14 protein-coding genes and 1 pseudogene are annotated in these 15649 nt (G+C 65.4%); 11 read left to right on the forward strand and 4 right to left on the reverse strand.

What is annotated here, in order from left to right:
• The 3 genes and pseudogenes from WFP78_RS05805 to WFP78_RS05815 all read left to right on the forward strand — a co-directional run bounded on the left by WFP78_RS05805 (window position 1) and on the right by WFP78_RS05815 (window position 5842).
• Entirely contained in the window at window positions 1–1206 is a 1206-nt protein-coding gene (locus WFP78_RS05805) for an efflux RND transporter periplasmic adaptor subunit (protein WP_336959652.1), read from the forward strand.
• Window position 1207: 1 nt separating this feature from the next.
• Window positions 1208–4382: pseudogene (locus WFP78_RS05810) on the forward strand (efflux RND transporter permease subunit).
• Window positions 4379–5842, forward strand: coding sequence for an efflux transporter outer membrane subunit (locus WFP78_RS05815; RefSeq protein WP_336959655.1), 1464 nt, complete (start codon window positions 4379–4381; stop codon window positions 5840–5842). The pseudogene WFP78_RS05810 and the gene WFP78_RS05815 overlap by 4 nt, the downstream one beginning before the upstream one ends.
• 309 nt (window positions 5843–6151) lie before the next feature.
• Here the strand turns inward: WFP78_RS05815 and WFP78_RS05820 are convergent, their stop codons facing one another.
• Both WFP78_RS05820 and WFP78_RS05825 read right to left on the reverse strand, forming a co-directional pair.
• The gene (locus tag WFP78_RS05820) at window positions 6152–6430 is read right to left on the reverse strand and encodes a TFIIB-type zinc ribbon-containing protein (RefSeq protein ID WP_336959657.1); all 279 of its coding nucleotides are present in this window, start codon (window positions 6428–6430) and stop codon (window positions 6152–6154) included.
• Window positions 6431–6433: 3 nt separating this feature from the next.
• Window positions 6434–7144 (reverse strand): Bax inhibitor-1/YccA family protein, encoded by a 711-nt coding sequence (locus WFP78_RS05825; RefSeq protein WP_336959659.1) that lies wholly within the window; start codon window positions 7142–7144, stop codon window positions 6434–6436.
• A gap of 391 nt (window positions 7145–7535) precedes the next feature.
• On the opposite strand from WFP78_RS05825, the gene WFP78_RS05830 reads away from it, so the two are divergent.
• From WFP78_RS05830 to WFP78_RS05865, 8 genes are all read left to right on the forward strand, one after another.
• Window positions 7536–8222 (forward strand): glutathione S-transferase family protein, encoded by a 687-nt coding sequence (locus WFP78_RS05830; RefSeq protein WP_336959661.1) that lies wholly within the window; start codon window positions 7536–7538, stop codon window positions 8220–8222.
• A gap of 60 nt (window positions 8223–8282) precedes the next feature.
• Window positions 8283–9737: a 3-isopropylmalate dehydratase large subunit gene (gene leuC / locus WFP78_RS05835; protein ID WP_336959663.1), complete on the forward strand. Its 1455-nt coding sequence runs from the start codon at window positions 8283–8285 to the stop codon at window positions 9735–9737.
• A 112-nt stretch (window positions 9738–9849) separates the two neighbouring features.
• Window positions 9850–10443 (forward strand): 3-isopropylmalate dehydratase small subunit, encoded by a 594-nt coding sequence (leuD, locus tag WFP78_RS05840; protein ID WP_336959665.1) that lies wholly within the window; start codon window positions 9850–9852, stop codon window positions 10441–10443.
• A 60-nt stretch (window positions 10444–10503) separates the two neighbouring features.
• On the forward strand, window positions 10504–10827 hold the full coding sequence (locus tag WFP78_RS05845; RefSeq protein WP_336959667.1) for a DUF1476 domain-containing protein: 324 nt from the start codon (window positions 10504–10506) through the stop codon (window positions 10825–10827).
• A 10-nt stretch (window positions 10828–10837) separates the two neighbouring features.
• Window positions 10838–11071 carry a BolA family transcriptional regulator gene (locus tag WFP78_RS05850; RefSeq protein WP_336959669.1) on the forward strand — a complete coding sequence of 78 codons (234 nt, stop codon included), beginning with the start codon at window positions 10838–10840 and terminating at the stop codon, window positions 11069–11071.
• Window positions 11072–11130: 59 nt separating this feature from the next.
• Complete coding sequence (grxD, locus tag WFP78_RS05855; protein WP_336959671.1) at window positions 11131–11463, forward strand: Grx4 family monothiol glutaredoxin; 333 nt, start codon at window positions 11131–11133, stop codon at window positions 11461–11463.
• Window positions 11464–11887: 424 nt separating this feature from the next.
• Entirely contained in the window at window positions 11888–12256 is a 369-nt protein-coding gene (locus tag WFP78_RS05860) for a BlaI/MecI/CopY family transcriptional regulator (protein WP_336959673.1), read from the forward strand.
• On the forward strand, window positions 12253–13878 hold the full coding sequence (locus tag WFP78_RS05865; protein WP_336959675.1) for a M56 family metallopeptidase: 1626 nt from the start codon (window positions 12253–12255) through the stop codon (window positions 13876–13878). The genes WFP78_RS05860 and WFP78_RS05865 overlap by 4 nt, the downstream gene beginning before the upstream one ends.
• A 507-nt stretch (window positions 13879–14385) precedes the next feature.
• Here the strand turns inward: WFP78_RS05865 and rplL are convergent.
• Entirely contained in the window at window positions 14386–14760 is a 375-nt protein-coding gene (gene rplL, locus WFP78_RS05870) for a 50S ribosomal protein L7/L12 (RefSeq protein ID WP_336959677.1), read from the reverse strand.
• Window positions 14761–14847: 87 nt separating this feature from the next.
• The gene (gene rplJ / locus WFP78_RS05875; RefSeq protein WP_336959679.1) at window positions 14848–15363 is read right to left on the reverse strand and encodes a 50S ribosomal protein L10; all 516 of its coding nucleotides are present in this window, start codon (window positions 15361–15363) and stop codon (window positions 14848–14850) included.
• Between the last annotated feature and the right edge of the window lie 286 nt (window positions 15364–15649).

Here is a 15649-nt window from a genome sequence, read left to right on the forward strand (position 1 = left end):
ATGTTCCTCACACCCGCCCGTTCGCTGACGGGGTCCGCCCTCGCTTTGTTCGCCCTGTCGGCCTGTGGTGGGCAACCGCCCCAGGCGCCACCGCCGCCCACGGTGACGGTCGCTGCGCCGCTCCAGCGCAATGTCGTGGACTGGGACGAATATGTCGGCCGTTTCGAGGCCCCCGAGGATGTGCAGGTGATGCCGCGCATCTCCGGCCAGGTGACGGCGATCAATTTCCGCGCCGGCGTGGAAGTGCCCAAGGGCACCCTGCTGTTCCAGATCGATCCGCGCCCCTATCGCGCGGCGCTGGAGCAGGCGCGGGCGCAGGTCGCGCGGAGCCAGGCGGCGGTCGCCAATGCGCAGAGCGAATTGCGCCGCGCCGACGACCTGCGCAAGTTCCAGGCGGTCAGCCAGGAGGAATATGAAACCAAGCTCGCCGCGCTGCGCACCGCCCAGGCCGATCTGAACGCGGCCCGCGCAGCCGTGGACGCCCGCGCGCTCGACCTTGATTTCACCGCCGTCCGCGCGCCGATCTCCGGCCGCGTGTCCGATCGCCGCGTGGCCGTTGGCGATTATGTGACGTCGGGGGAGACGCTGCTGACGACCGTCGTGTCGATCAATCCGATCTGGTTCAGCTTCGAAGGGGCGGAGAGCTTCTACCTCAAATATATCCGCCAGGCGGCGCGCGGCGAGCGCGGATCGTCCCGCTATGCGGCCAATCCGGTGGACATCCAGCTTGCCGATGAAACCGGCTATAACTGGAAGGGCCGGATGATCTTTGTCGACAATGCGATCGACAACAACAGCGGCACCATTCGCGCCCATGCCGAAGTCGCCAATCCCAAGGGGTTCCTGGTGCCCGGCATGTTCGGCCGCGCCCGCCTGCTGGGGTCGGGCACCTATAAGGCGATGCTGGTGCCGGACGAGGCGATCCTGACCGACCAGTCCCGCAAGCTCGTCTACACCATCGGCAAGGATGGCAAGACGGCGGCGCGCCCCGTCAGCACCGGCCCGATGGTGGAAGGGCTGCGGGTGATTCGCGAAGGTCTGGCGCCGGGCGAGAAGATCGTCGTGGACGGGATCGCCCGGTTGCAGCCCGGCATGCCGGTGACGGTGCGCGAGGGCAAGATCGCCGCGCGCGCCGCCGATCAGTCGCCGCAATCGCTGCCCGCCCATGCACCGGACTCGCCGCAGGCGAGCGGGGCGGCGAACTGACATGCGCTTGCCGCACTTCTTCATAGAAAGACCGATCTTCGCGGCGGTCCTGTCCGTCCTGATCATCATCATGGGCGTGATCGCCTATCCCTCGCTGCCGGTCGGCCAATATCCCGAAGTCGCGCCGCCTACCGTCGCGGTCGTCGCCAGCTACCCCGGCGCATCGGCGGAAACGCTGGCGGAAACCGTGGCCGCGCCGCTGGAGGAATCGATCAACGGCGTCGAGAACATGATCTACATGTCCTCCTCGTCCACGGCCTCGGGCCAGCTGACGATCACCGTCACCTTCCGGCAGGGGACGAATGTCGACCAGGCCCAGGTTCTGGTGCAGAACCGCGTCTCTTCGGCCGAACCGCGCCTGCCCGAGGAAGTGCGCCAGATCGGCGTGACCGTCCGCAAGAATTCGCCGGATATCCTGATGGTCGCGGGCCTGGTTTCGCCCGACAACAGCCTGTCCCTGCAATATCTGTCCAACTATGCGACGCTGCAGATCCGCGATCGGCTCGCCCGCATCCCCGGCGTCGGCGAAGTGCAGGCATTCGGTTCGCGCGACTATAATATGCGGGTGTGGATCGATCCCGATCTTGCCGCCGCGCGCAACCTGACCGTCGATGAGATCACCGCCGCCGTTCGCGCCCAGAATGCGCAGGTCGCCGCTGGTTCCGTGGGGCAGGCGCCCTTCAACCAGGGCGGCACCGCCTTTCAGCTCAACATCCAGACGCAGGGGCGGCTGACCGACCCCGAGCAATTCGGCCAGATCATCATCAAGCGCGACGCGGCGGGCCGCATGACCCGGCTGCGCGATGTCGCGCGGATCGAACTGGGCGCGCTGGACTATGCCACCAACGCCTATCTGGACGGCAAGATCGGCGTGGCGCTGCCCATCACCCAGTTGCCCGGCTCCAACGCGCTCGAAACCGCCGATGCGGTGCGCAAGGAACTGCAGGAAATCTCCAAGAGCTTTCCGCCGGGCATGTCCTATGTGATCCCGTACAACCCGACGGAATATATCACCGCATCCATCGAGGCCGTGCAGCACACGTTGCTTGAGGCGATCGTGCTCGTCAGCATCGTGGTGCTGCTGTTCCTGCAGAGCTGGCGCGCGGCGATCATCCCGATCCTCGCCATCCCCGTGTCGCTGATCGGCAGTTTCGCCGCGATGGCGGCATTCGGTTTCTCCATCAACAACCTGTCGCTGTTCGGCCTGGTGCTGGCCATCGGCATCGTTGTCGACGACGCGATCGTGGTGGTCGAGAATATCGAGCGCCTGATGGACGAAGAGGGGCTGTCGCCGCGCGAGGCCGCGCACAAGACCATGGATGAGGTGTCGGGCGCGCTGATCGCGATTGCGCTGGTGCTGACCGGCGTGTTCATTCCCACCGCCTTCATCCCCGGCATTTCGGGCGCCTTCTACAGCCAGTTCGCGCTGACGATCATCGCCTGCACGGCCATTTCGGCTTTTGTGTCGCTCACGCTGTCGCCGGCGATCGGCGCGCTGATCCTCAAGCCCAAGCATGATGCCGCGCCGCGTGAGGGCTGGCGCGGGTGGCCGGGCCGTTTCGCGCATGCGTTCAATCATGGCTTCGAACGGGTCAGCCATCGCTATGGCCGGGTCACGGCGCGTCTCATCCGCACCTTGGGCGTGGTGGGCATCGCCTATGCCTGCCTGCTCGCCATGGCGGGCTGGCGCTTTGCCGATACGCCGTCGGGCTTCGTGCCCGCGCAGGACCAGGGCTTCCTGATCTCGGTGATCCAGATGCCGCCGGGCTCCGCGCTGGAACGCACCGACGAAGCGCTGCGGGCCTTTATCGAGAAGACGCGCAACATCCCCGGCGTCAGCGGCAGCGTCGCCCTGACCGGGTTCGATGGCGCGACGTTCAGCCAGTCGCCGTCCTCGGGCACGGTCTTCGTCCGGCTGACGTCGCAGAAGGAAGGGCGCCCGAGCGACCTTGAGATCGCGAACGCGCTGCGTCAGGCATCGGCCAGCATCACCGCGGCCAATGTGCTCGTCATCCAGCCGCCGCCAATCCGCGGCCTTGGCACCGGCGGCGGTTACAAGATGATGATCGAGGATCGCGGCGGCGCGGGCTACAAGGCGCTGGAGGGCGTGGCCTTCCAGATGATGATGGCCGCCAACCAGACGCCGGGCCTCACCTCCGTCTTCACCGTCTACAATACCAAGACGCCGCGCCTCTATGCCGATATCGACCGGCAGAAGGCCGAGCAGATGGGTGTGCCGGTGAGCAACATCTTCGCGACGCTGGGCACCTATCTGGGGTCGTCCTACATCAACGACTTCAACTATCTGGGCCGGACCTTCCGCGTGACGGCACAGGCGGATGCGCCCTATCGCGACGATCCGGACGATGTCGGCCGCCTGAGGACGCGGTCGGCCAGCGGCGCCATGGTCCCGCTGGCGGCGGTGATGACCCTGCGCAACGACAGCGGCCCCTATCGCGTGGTCCGCTACAATCTCTATCCTTCGGCGGAACTGCAGGGGGATACCGTGCGCGGCTATTCCAGCGGCCAGTCGCTCGTCGCGATGGAAGGGCTGGCGCGCAAGATCCTGCCGAGCGGCTTCAGCTATGAATGGACGGAGATCGCCTTCGAGCAGCAGCAGGCGGGCAATACCGGCATCATCGTCTTCGGCCTTGCGGTGGTCTTCGTGTTCCTGCTGCTCGCCGCGCAATATGAAAGCCTGGTGCTGCCGCTGGCGGTCATCCTGATCGTGCCGATGTGCCTGCTCGCGGCCATATTGGGCGTCAACCTGATGGGCGGGGACAATAATATCCTGACGCAGATCGGCCTTGTCGTCCTGGTCGGCCTAGCCGCGAAGAACGCGATCCTGATCGTGGAATTCGCCAAGCAGGGCGAGGAAGAGGGGCTGCCGCGCCTGGAGGCGGCGGAACGCGCCGCGCATCAGCGCCTGCGGCCGATCGTCATGACCTCCCTTCGCCTTCATCCTGGGCGTGTTGCCGCTGGTGATCGCCACGGGGCCGGGGCATGAAATGCGGCAGGCGCTGGGGATCGCGGTGTTCTTCGGGATGCTGGGCGTGACCTTCTTTGGCCTGCTGTTCACGCCGGCCTTCTATGTGATCAGCCGCAGCTTTGGCGACAAGGTCCGCACATGGACGGCACATCGCCGCAAACCTGCCAAGGCGGGGGAGGCCGCATGATGGCGCTCGACATGAACCTCGTCATGAACCGGCGCCTGTTGCTGCCGATGGTGTCGGCGCTCGCGCTTTCGGCTTGCGCCGTGGGGCCGGACTATAAGCCTCCCGCATCGCCTCCGCCCGCCGACGCCACACTGGGCGAAGCGCAGGGCTCCGCCGCGATCACCCAGGCGGCGCTGCCGGGCCAATGGTGGCGATTGTTCGAAGACCCGTTGCTCGACGGGCTGGTCGAAAAGGCACTGGCGCACAATAACGACCTGCGGGGGGCGTCGGCCAATCTGCAGCGCGCGCGGGCCTTGCTGAATGAAGCGGGCGCGGCGCGGCTGCCGACGACGGACGCCAGCGCCCAGGCGACGGAGCAGCGCTCCCGGGCGCTGGGGCCACAGCCCGCGTTCAAGACCGATTTCTATTCGGTGGGCTTCGACGCGTCCTATGAGATCGACCTGTTCGGCGGTGTCTCCCGCAGCATCGAAGCGGCCCGTGGCGATGTCGGCGCGGCGCAGGCGGCGCTGGATGCCGCCCGCGTGTCGATCGCCGCGGAAACGGCGCGGACCTATGCGGTGGCCTGCGGCTTCGGGGCCCAGGCAGCGGCGGCGCGCGAAACCGTCACGCTGCAGGGCAAGACGCTCGATCTCACCAGCCGCCTGCTCTCGGGTGGCCGGGGGACGCAGCGGGATGTCGATCAGGCCGTGGTGCTGGTGGAACAGGCCAAGGCGCAGATCGCGACCTTCGAGGCGGAACAGCGCGCCGCGCTCTATGCGCTTGCGGTACTGACGGGCGATCCGCCCGCCCGCGCGGATCGGGCGGTTGCCGCCTGCACCGTGCCGCCGTCGGTGTCGGTCGCCATTCCGGTGGGGGATGGGCAGGCGCTGCTCGCCCGCCGGCCCGATGTGCGGCAGGCCGAGCGCACGCTGGCGGCGGATACCGCGCGGATCGGCGTCGCGACCGCGGCGCTCTATCCCTCGATCAGCCTGATGGGCGCGATCAGCCTGGGCGCGACCAGCCCAAGCGACATTGGCACCAAGGATTCGCTCAGCTATTCCATCGGGCCGCTGATCAGCTGGAACTTCCCGTTCAGCGGCGCCGCGCGCGCCCGCGTGCGGCAGAATGAGGCGATTGCGGCCGGCTCCCTCGCCGCCTTCGACAAGGCGGTGCTGACGGCGTTGCAGGAAACCGAGCAGGCGCTCGCCCGGCTGAAGGGCGCGCTGGACCGGGAGGCCGCGCTCAGGCGGGCGCTCGACGCCAGCGAGAGCGCCGCTGGGATCGCCGAGCGGCGGTTCGGGGCAGGGGCGGACAGTTTCCTCCAGCTTCTCGATGCCCAACGATCCCGCGCAAACGCCCGCGCGGCACTGGCATCGGCCCAGTCCGACCGTGCCGAGGCGCAGGTCGCCCTGTTCAAGGCGCTGGGCGGCGGCTGGGAAGAGGCGCCCGCGCCGACCAGGGCGGCGGCGACAGGCGGTTAGAGCGTTTTCACTATGAGCGAAAACGCTCTCGTCCTTTGTTGTCGCATTTTCCGAGCCATTGACCGTAAACGGTCAATTTGAAAATGCTCTAGTCATTCGGAACGGAAATCCGTCCCATAAAGATCGTCATGCTGAACTTGTTTCAGCATCTATTGCGCCTTCGGGTGCCTCAGAATGTTGGGAGAAATAGACCCTGAACCAAGTTCAGGGGGGACGATCTTGCCATGTCATGGGCCGATTACAGCACAGCTTATACGGCAAAATAAAAAAGGGACGGGCCGTTTCCAGCCCGTCCCTTTTTTGCGTTCCTCAGTCGAACAGCTCTTCCAGAAAGCTCTTCTTCCGTTTCCTGCCATAAGGGCTGTCATGCCCCTGCGGCCTGTCCGGCCGATAGCTTGGCGCCGTGGGCGGGGCGGCCTGTATCGGGCCGGTGCTGCGCTCGATGATCTTGTCGAGCTCGCCCCGGTCCAGCCATACGCCCCGGCATTGCGGGCAATAGTCGATCTCGACACCCTGCCTGTCCGTCATGGCGAGGCCGGTATGGCAGACGGGGCAGAGCATCGAGGAAACGGTCTGCTGGTCCCGCATCGCTTATTCCCGCTCGCCGGTCAGGTTCAGCAGCATCTGGAACAGGTTGACGAAGTTCAGGTACAGGTTGAGCGCGCTCATCACCTGCATCTTCTCGGCCGCGGCCGTGCCGCCATAATAGGCATATTCGCTCTTGATGCGCTGCGTGTCCCAGGCGGTGAGGCCGGTGAAGATCACGACGCCCAGCATCGAAATGACCATCTGCAGCGCCGAGGAGGCGAGGAAGATGTTGACCAGGCCCGCGATCAGGATGCCGACAAGGCCCATGATCAGGAACGACCCGACCTTCGACAGGTCACGTCCGGTCGTATAGCCCCACAGGCTCATGCCCAGGAACATCGACGCCGCGATGAAAAAGGTCTGCGCGATGCTGGAGCCGGTGAAGACCAGGAAGATGCTGGCCATCGACACGCCCATCACCGCCGAAAAGGCGAAGAAGGCCATGCGGGCGCTTGCCGTCGTCATCTTTTCGAAGCGGAAGCTGAAGAAGAAGACGAACGCCAGTGGCGCGAAGATCGCGACCCATTTGAGCGGCGTGCCGAAAATCGGCTGGTACAGCGCCGGCGTGGTGCCGATCACCAGGGCGACAAGGCCGGTGATGACCAGCCCGAGCCCCATGTTGCGGTACACGCCCAGGAAATGATTGCGCAGTCCCGCGTCGAACGCGGCGCCGCGTGCCGCCTCATAGCGGGGCGTTGAAACGGGATTGTTCACGGTTTTTCTACTCCATCCATTCGAAACCGAAGACCGGCCGGCACCATGGGCACCGGACAGTCGGGGACCGAGTGGCCCGATGCCTATTCGAGAAGGATTGGGGGGCATTCCTCCGAACCGGCATCGAGCACACTCGATGCGGTCCGACATCACGTCCGGTTTCCCTGATCGGGAAGGTCCGGCCGCCAGAGGGGCCCGGCCCGCTCCTGCAATATCGGCGGCAGGGATTAAGATTTCAAGACCATATCGCACCATCATGTGACCGATCGCGTCCAGAACCGCCTGTTCATCGGCTTTCATTGCATAAGCATGGCTTGTCTATTTCCCGTTATTTCCATTTGCGGGGATGCGCCATCGCATAGAAAGGGTGGTGTATTGAGGGAGGGCCGCCATGGGCTACATATTGATTACCGCCAACCGCAACTATTCCAGCTGGTCGTTGCGGCCATGGGTGCTGATGACCGTTCTGGGCATCGCCTTCGAGGATCGGGTCGAGCCCTTTCTGGACAGCGTCAACTATGACAGGTTCCGCGCCTTTTCGCCCACCGGCACCGTGCCGGTGCTGATCGACGGCGACCGGACGCTGTGGGATTCGCTGGGTATCGTCCTGTATCTGGCCGATCGCCACCAGGGCGTGTGGCCGGCGGACGAACGGGCCCGCGCCTGGGCGCAATGCGCGGTGGCGGAGATGCATGCGGGCTTTTCCGCGCTGCGCAACGATTGCCCGATGAATATCGGCGTCCGCGTGGAAACGCACGCGCATGCCGCCGCGCTCCGCAAGGACATCGCCCGGCTGGACGAACTATGGGGCGAGGGATTGGCCCGTTTCGGCGGTCCGTTCCTGGCCGGCGACCGCTTTTCCGCGGTCGATGCCTTCTTCGCGCCGGTGGCCTTTCGCGTGCGGACCTATGGCCTGGCGCTGGGCGCGGCGGCGCAGGGCTGGGTCGACCAGATGCTGGCGCTGCCCGCGATGCAGGCTTGGGAAAAGGCCGGCCTGGCCGAGACATGGCGCGAGCCCGCCCATGAGCAGGAGATGGGCGCGGCGGGCAGGATTGTTGCCGACTACAGGGCAGAATAGGAAATATTCGTCGCTTTTCCCCTTTAACCCTGATTCGCTTGGGTTTAGGGGGAAGGAGATATGACACGCGCACGCACACTCTATGAAAAGATCTGGGACGCCCACGTCGTCGAACGGCGTGATGACGGCACCTGCCTCATCTACATCGATCGCCACCTCGTTCATGAGGTGACGAGCCCGCAGGCGTTCGAGGGGCTAAGGGCCGCCGGCCGCACGGTGCGCCGGCCCGACCTGACCCTGGCCGTGCCGGATCACAACCTGCCGACCACCGCGCGCATCGACGCGGCGGGCAAGCGCATTCCCATCGCCGATCCGGAAGGCGCGCAGCAGCTTGCCGCGCTGGAACGCAACGCGCCCGAATTCGGTATCAGATATTTCGGCGCGACCGATATCGAGCAGGGCATCGTGCATGTCGTGGGGCCGGAACAGGGCTTCACCCTGCCGGGCACGACGCTGGTCTGCGGAGACAGCCACACGGCGGCGCATGGCGCGCTGGGGGCGCTGGCCTTCGGCATCGGCACCAGCGAGGTGGAGCATGTGCTCGCCACGCAGACGCTGCTGCTCTCGCAGTCCAAGACCATGGAAGTGCGCGTCGACGGCACACTGGGTTTCGGCGTCAGCGCGAAGGACGTGATCCTGGCGATCATCGGCCGCATCGGCACGGCGGGCGGCACCGGCCATGTCATCGAATATCGCGGCTCGACCTTTGACGAGATGTCGATCGAGGGGCGCCTGACGGTGTCCAACATGTCGATCGAGGGCGGCGCCCGCGCCGGCCTGTTCGCGCCGGACGAAAAGACTTTCGCCTATCTGAAGGGCCGGCCGATGGCGCCCAAGGGGGCGGAATGGGATGCGGCCGTCGCCTGGTGGCGGACGCTCGCGACCGATCCGGGCGCGCGCTTCGACACGTCCGTGACGTTCGATGCGACGACGATCGCGCCCAATGTCACCTGGGGCACCAGCCCGGAGGATGTCGTGCCGATCACCGGCGCGGTGCCCGATCCCGAGAGCTTCGCCGATCCCTCCAAGCGCGCGGCGGCCATGAAAGCGCTCGACTATATGGGCCTCCATGCCGGCCAGCGGATGGAGGATGTGAGCGTCGAGCATATCTTCATCGGCAGTTGCACCAACAGCCGTATCGAGGATCTGCGCGCCGCCGCCGCCGTGATCGCGGGCAAGCGGATCGCCAGCGGCATCAAGCAGGCGCTGATCGTGCCGGGCTCCGGCCTGGTCAAGCATCAGGCCGAGCAGGAAGGGCTGGACCGCATCTTCGTGGAGGCCGGTTTCGAATGGCGCGAGCCGGGCTGTTCCGCCTGCCTTGGCATGAACCCGGACAAGGTGCCCGCCGGCGAGCGCTGCGCATCGACATCCAACCGCAATTTCATGGGGCGGCAGGGGCCGGGCGCGCGCACGCACCTGGTCTCGCCCGTCATGGCGGCCGCTGCCGCGCTGACCGGTCATCTGACGGACGTGCGTGAACTGATAGCCGAGAAAAACGGGGAGCTGGTGCAATGAAAAAGGCATTCTGGCTGTTGGCGCTTGGCGCGCTGGCAAGCGCGATCATGGCCGCAAGCGTCGGCCGCGCCGAAGATGTGCCGGCGCAATCGGCCACGCCGCGAGGACAGTGATGGACAAGGTTGAGACGGTCGAAGGCAGCGCCTATCCGCTGGGCGTGAAGAATGTCGACACCGACATGATCATTGCCGCCAAATGGCTGAAGACGATCAGCCGCGCGGGCATGGGCCAGGGCGCGTTCGAAGCCCTGCGGACAGACCCCGCCAATGTGTTCGACGATCCCGCCTATGCCGGCAGCCCCATCCTGATCGCGGGCGACAATTTCGGCTGCGGGTCCAGCCGCGAACATGCCGCCTGGGCATTGGCGGACATGGGTATCAAGGCCGTGATCGCGCCCAGCTTTTCCGATATTTTTTCGAGCAATGCGTTCAAGAACGGCATCCTGACCGTGGTGCTGCCGCAGGAGGCGGTCGACCGGCTGATGGAGGTCGCGAAGACCGATCCCATCCATGTCGACCTGGAGCACCAGACCGTCACCACGCCGTTCCAGGATCGCTTCACCTTCGACATCGATCCTTTCCGCAAGATGTGCCTGATGGGCGGCCTTGACGAGATCGGCCTGACCCTGTCGGACGTGAAGAGCATCGACAGCTATGAGGAAAAAGCACGCGCCGAACGGCCTTGGCTGGTTCCTGCCGTTGCCTAAAGCGCGCGGCGGGCTTATCTGCAAAGGAACAATTCAGCGCCAGCACCGGGGCACATACGCATGACGACTTTTGACGACCGCGAGCGCGCCTTTGAAAATATGTTCGCGCACGACCAGGAAATGATGTTCCGCGTCACTGCGCGGCGCAACCGCCTGGTCGGCGAATGGGCCGCCGCCAGGATGGGCCTGACGCCCGAGGAAACCGACGCCTATGCCAAGTCGGTGGTCCAGGCCGATTTCGAGGAAGCGGGCGACGAGGATGTCGTGCGCAAGCTGGTGGGCGACCTGACCTCTGCCGGTGTCGACATTGACGAGATGGCCGTGCGCACGGCGCTGGACGAGCAGGCCGTGATTGCCCGCCGCCAGTTCATCGAACCGAAATAAGACGCCGATCATGCCGATGGCAGCCGAAGAGATCGCGGCGATGATCCGAAGCGCCATTCCCGATGCGGAGGTGGAGATCACCGACCTTGCGGGCGATGGCGATCATTATGCCGCGCGCGTGGTTGCGGAAAGTTTCCGGGGGCTCAGCCGGGTCAGGCAGCATCAGGCCGTCTATGGCGCTCTCGGTGGCCGCATGGGCGGCGTGCTGCACGCCTTGCAACTGACCACGGCCGTCCCCAATTGAGGGACTGACAGAGCTTTGACGGCGGCTTGGACCCGCCACGACATGAAATGGAACCGATGATGACCGATGCAACCCAGGCGCGCATTGCCGAAATCGTGAGCGGCAATGACGTCGTGTTGTTCATGAAGGGCACGCCGCTCTTCCCGCAATGCGGCTTTTCCAGCCGCGCGATCGCGATCCTGGAGCATCTGGGCGTCGCCTATGACACGGTCGACGTGCTGCAGGACCAGGCCGTGCGCCAGGGCATCAAGGCATTTTCCGACTGGCCGACCATCCCCCAGCTGTATGTGAAGGGTGAATTTGTCGGCGGCAGCGACATCATGATGGAGATGTACGAGGCGGGCGAATTGCAGCAGCTGATGACGCAGCAGGGTGTCGCCAACGCCAGCTGACCCCGATTTCGGGTAATCCCGCAAAAGGCCGTGGCGCATGCGCGCTGCGGCCTTTTTGCTGTGTGCCGGTTCTGCGTGGATGCTCCGGGTGGGGGACGCGCTGCGGGCAAGGCTGCTGCTGCGTCCCCCCGTTCACCTCTCGGTCGGAACATGCCGATCATTGCAGGTGCCATGCCAGTTCCGGCAAGTCGGCGGTGCCCCTGCCGTTCGCTGGTTAATGCGTCGCCGGGCTGGCGATGGTCTGTAAACATTCCCGACAGTCCGGCCTCCCGTCGACGGTGCCGTGCATCCTGTCGATTGTTCATTGACCGTTCAGCTGAATGACTACAGTTGTAGTCGTAACGATGACAAACGATGACAGTTGTAGTCGACGAGTCCCGTCCCCCGACTTTCATCCCCGTGGCGCGATGTGGAGCATGATAGCGTGAGCGAGAAGATCAGCGAGGCGGAATATGCGGTGATGGAGGCGCTCTGGCAGGATGCGCCGCTGACGGCCGCCGATGTCGCCGCGCGTGTCTCGGGGGAGCGCGGCTGGAGCATCCAGACGGTCAAGACGCTGCTGTCCCGCCTGCTCGCCAAGGAAATCGTGTCGGCGCAGCAGGATGGCCGCCGCTTTCTCTACACGCCCCGCGTGGCGCGGGACGCTTATGTGACGGGGGAATCGCGCCGCCTGGTCGATCGCCTGTTCGGCGGGCGGATCATGCCCCTCGTCGCCCATCTGGCGGAGCAGGATCAGCTGTCGCCGCAGGATATCGAAGAGATCGAGGCACTGTTGAGGGAGCTGAAGCCATGATCGCCTGGATGTTCGAGGGGCTGGTCGCCTCCACCCTGTTGATGGCGCTGGTGATGATGTTGCGCGTGCCGGTGGCCCGGCATCTGGGGGCGAAGATCGCCTATATGCTCTGGGCTATCCCGGTTGCCCGCCTGGCGCTGCCGCCGCTGCCGCGTGGCACGGCGGCCGACGCGGTGCTGCCGCCCTCGGCCATCGACGGCTCCGGTGCCTATGTCGTGCTGCACATGACCGCAGACGCCGCCGCGCCCCAGTCCGCGCCATTCCCCTGGCTGGAGGCGGGTATCGCCTTGTGGCTTGCCGGCGCCATACTGTTCTGCGCGATAGAGATTGTCGCCTATCTCCGCTTCCGCCGGCTGATGCTGGGCGATGCGCTGCTGATCGACGTGCGGGGCGGCGTGTCGCTGGTGGAAAGCGTGCATGTCGGCGGGCCGCTCGCCTTTGGTGTGCGCCGCAAATATGTGGTGCTGCCCGTCGACTTCGCCGATCGCTACACGGCGGACGAGCGGGCGATGGCGATCGCCCATGAACTGACCCATCATCGCCGGGGCGACCTGTGCGCCAACCTCGTCGCGCTGGCGGTGCTGGCGCTGCACTGGTGGAACCCGCTGGCCTGGATCGCCTATCGCGCCTTCCGCGCGGATCAGGAGCTGGCCTGCGATGCCGATGTCCTGGCGCGTCATGGCGCCGCCCATGCCCAGGCCTATGGCCGGGCGATCCTGAAGGCGGCGAGCGGCCGCCAATATGCCGCCGCATGCCACCTCAACACCATCGACAATCTGAAAGGACGGCTGAAGATGCTTTCCACCCACAGCAACTCGCTCCGCCGCATCAGCTGGGGCATGACCGCGGTTTCCTTCGTCACCGTCGCGGGGCTTGCGCTCACCGCGTCGGGCGGCCGCGCCGCGCAGGAAATGGCGGCCGTCTCCGAAAAGGTCGGCAACGCCCATATGGTGAAGCTCGCGAGCTTCCTGCCGCAATCGCCCGAAGCGCCTGAAGCCATGGCAGACAGGGCCGCGCGCGCTGCCGACGATGCCCTGCAGACCGCCGATATCGCGGCGCGCAAGGCCGATGAGGCCGCCCGCGCCGCGCAGGCCATCGCCATTCCCGAACCGCCGGTTCCGCCCGCGCCGCCTGCCGCTGCCCCGCGCATGAGGAAGATCGTGATGATATCGCCCGACGGCACGCGGCGCGAGCATGTGATCGAACTGCCCGAGCCGCCGGCACCGCCCGTTCCCCCGCTGCCGCCCACCGTCTTCGCCGACGGCAAGGGGCACCGCGTGGTCGTCCGCACCCGTGACGGCAAGACGATCACGCAGGACATCACCATCGATGACGGCGAGATCGCCCGCATGATCCCCCAGGTCGACGTCGACGAGCGGTGCGCGAAGGGGCGCCAGGGCGGCACGACGCAGGTTGTGGAGGAAAATGGCAGGGCCCAGCGCGTGCGCGTGATGATCTGCGGCAAGGGCATCGCCAGGGAAGCCCGCCTCTCCGCGCTCCAGGGCCTGGCGGAGGCCCGCGTGAACATGGAAAAGCAGCAGGACCTCAGCGCCTCGCTCCGCACGAAAATCCTCGCCGACCTCGACAGCCAGATCGCAAAGCTGAAGGCGGAGCAGGATTGAGAGCGGGCGGACCGCCCAGCAGAAACATTCAACCCTCCATGTCGAGGGCGGGCAGGGGCGGCGATCCATGGGATTGCCGCCCTTTCTGCGTTGGCCGATCGGGTTGCTCGCTTCCTATGGGTGATGTCAGAGCTGAGCTGGGAATGTCCCTACGGGCAAGAAATCACTCTTCCGTCATCCCCGCGCAGGCGGGAATCCATCTCCCGTCAAAAGGCGCTGGATGCCAGGTCAGGAGATGGGTTCCCGCCTGCGCGGGGATGACGGAAGTTGGTTGGTTTGCCGCCTTCCTCGCACCCGTCATGCTGAACGTGTTTCAGCATCCATGCCACCCCACAGGCGGCGGCTGGGAAGGTTAGATAGATCCTGAAACACGTTCAGGATGGCAAAAAGGAAATGGCAGACTTCGACCGTTCGCCACCATCATGAAAGCCCATCGTCACCCAAACGAAAAAGGGCGGCCCCATCGGGACCGCCCTCTTCTTTCATCCGAAGGATCGGAGGAAAAGCTTACTTGAGCTCGACGGTCGCGCCGGCTTCTTCAAGCTGCTTCTTGACCTTCTCGGCCTCGTCCTTGCTGACGCCTTCCTTGATCGCCTTGGGAGCGGACTCCACCAGGGTCTTGGCTTCGGTCAGGCCCAGGCCGGTCAGGGCGCGGACTTCCTTGATGACGTTGATCTTCTTGCCACCGTCGCCGGTGAGGATCACGTCGAACTCGGTCTGCTCTTCGACAACCGGGCCGGCAGCGGCAGCGGCCGGGCCGGCAACGGCGACGGCAGCGGCGGCCGAAACGCCCCACTTCTCTTCAAGAGCCTTCGAAAGCTCAGCGGCTTCGAGGACGGTCAGGGCCGAAAGCTGATCGACCAGTGCGTTGATGTCTGCCATAATTTTACTTACCTAATCCCTTCTGGGCGGAGCCTTGAGGGCCCCTTATACAAGAGTTGAAAAACGAACGTCGGACAGGGCGGCCGCTTATGCGGCTTCCTTCTCCGCATAGGCGTTGAAGACCCGCGCGAGCTGCGCAGCCGGTGCCTGGGTGACGGTTGCGAGCTTGGTCGCCGGGGCCACGATAAGGCCGACGAGCTTCGCGCGCAGTTCATCCAGGGACGGCATCGATGCCAGCGCTTTCACGCCTTCCGCATCGAGCAGCATCTCGCCCATCGCGCCACCAACGATCTCAAGCTTGTCGTTGGTCTTCGCGAATTCGATCGCAACCTTGGCGGCGGCGACCGGATCGGCCGAGGAGGCCAGTGCAATCGGGCCGGTCAGCATGCTGCTGATCTGCTCGTACTGCGTGTCCTTCAGCGCGATCCTGGCGAGGCGGTTCTTCGTAACCTTGAAGGTCGCGCCGGCATCGCGCATCTTCTGCCGCAGAACCGTCGACTGGGCGACGGTCATGCCCAGGTTGCGTGTGACCACGACAACACCAAGCTCGGCAAAAGTTGCGTTCAGCGCGGAAACGACATCAGCTTTCTGATTACGATCCATGCCATTCTCCATTCAAGCCCTCCGGAACAGCCCGGAAGGCGGCAAAACCCTGTCTCCGGCGAACCGGATAGAGGGCGTGTCCGTGAGGGGAGAGGTCGCCGGCCCGTAACGTTCGTTCCCGAACAGGGGCAGGCCCGGAATGGGCGAAGGGCCCATCCGGCAAGAACTTTTCCCCGTCTAGGCTGGGCATTAAGAGGGGCAAATCCCCCTCACCAACGGTCTCGGACGGTGGACCGCAAGCGGTCCGGTGGCGCGCCGATACACGGTTCGGCCCGTCCTGTCACTT

This window comes from Sphingobium aquiterrae, from assembly GCF_037154135.1.
Lineage (GTDB): Bacteria > Pseudomonadota > Alphaproteobacteria > Sphingomonadales > Sphingomonadaceae > Sphingobium > Sphingobium aquiterrae.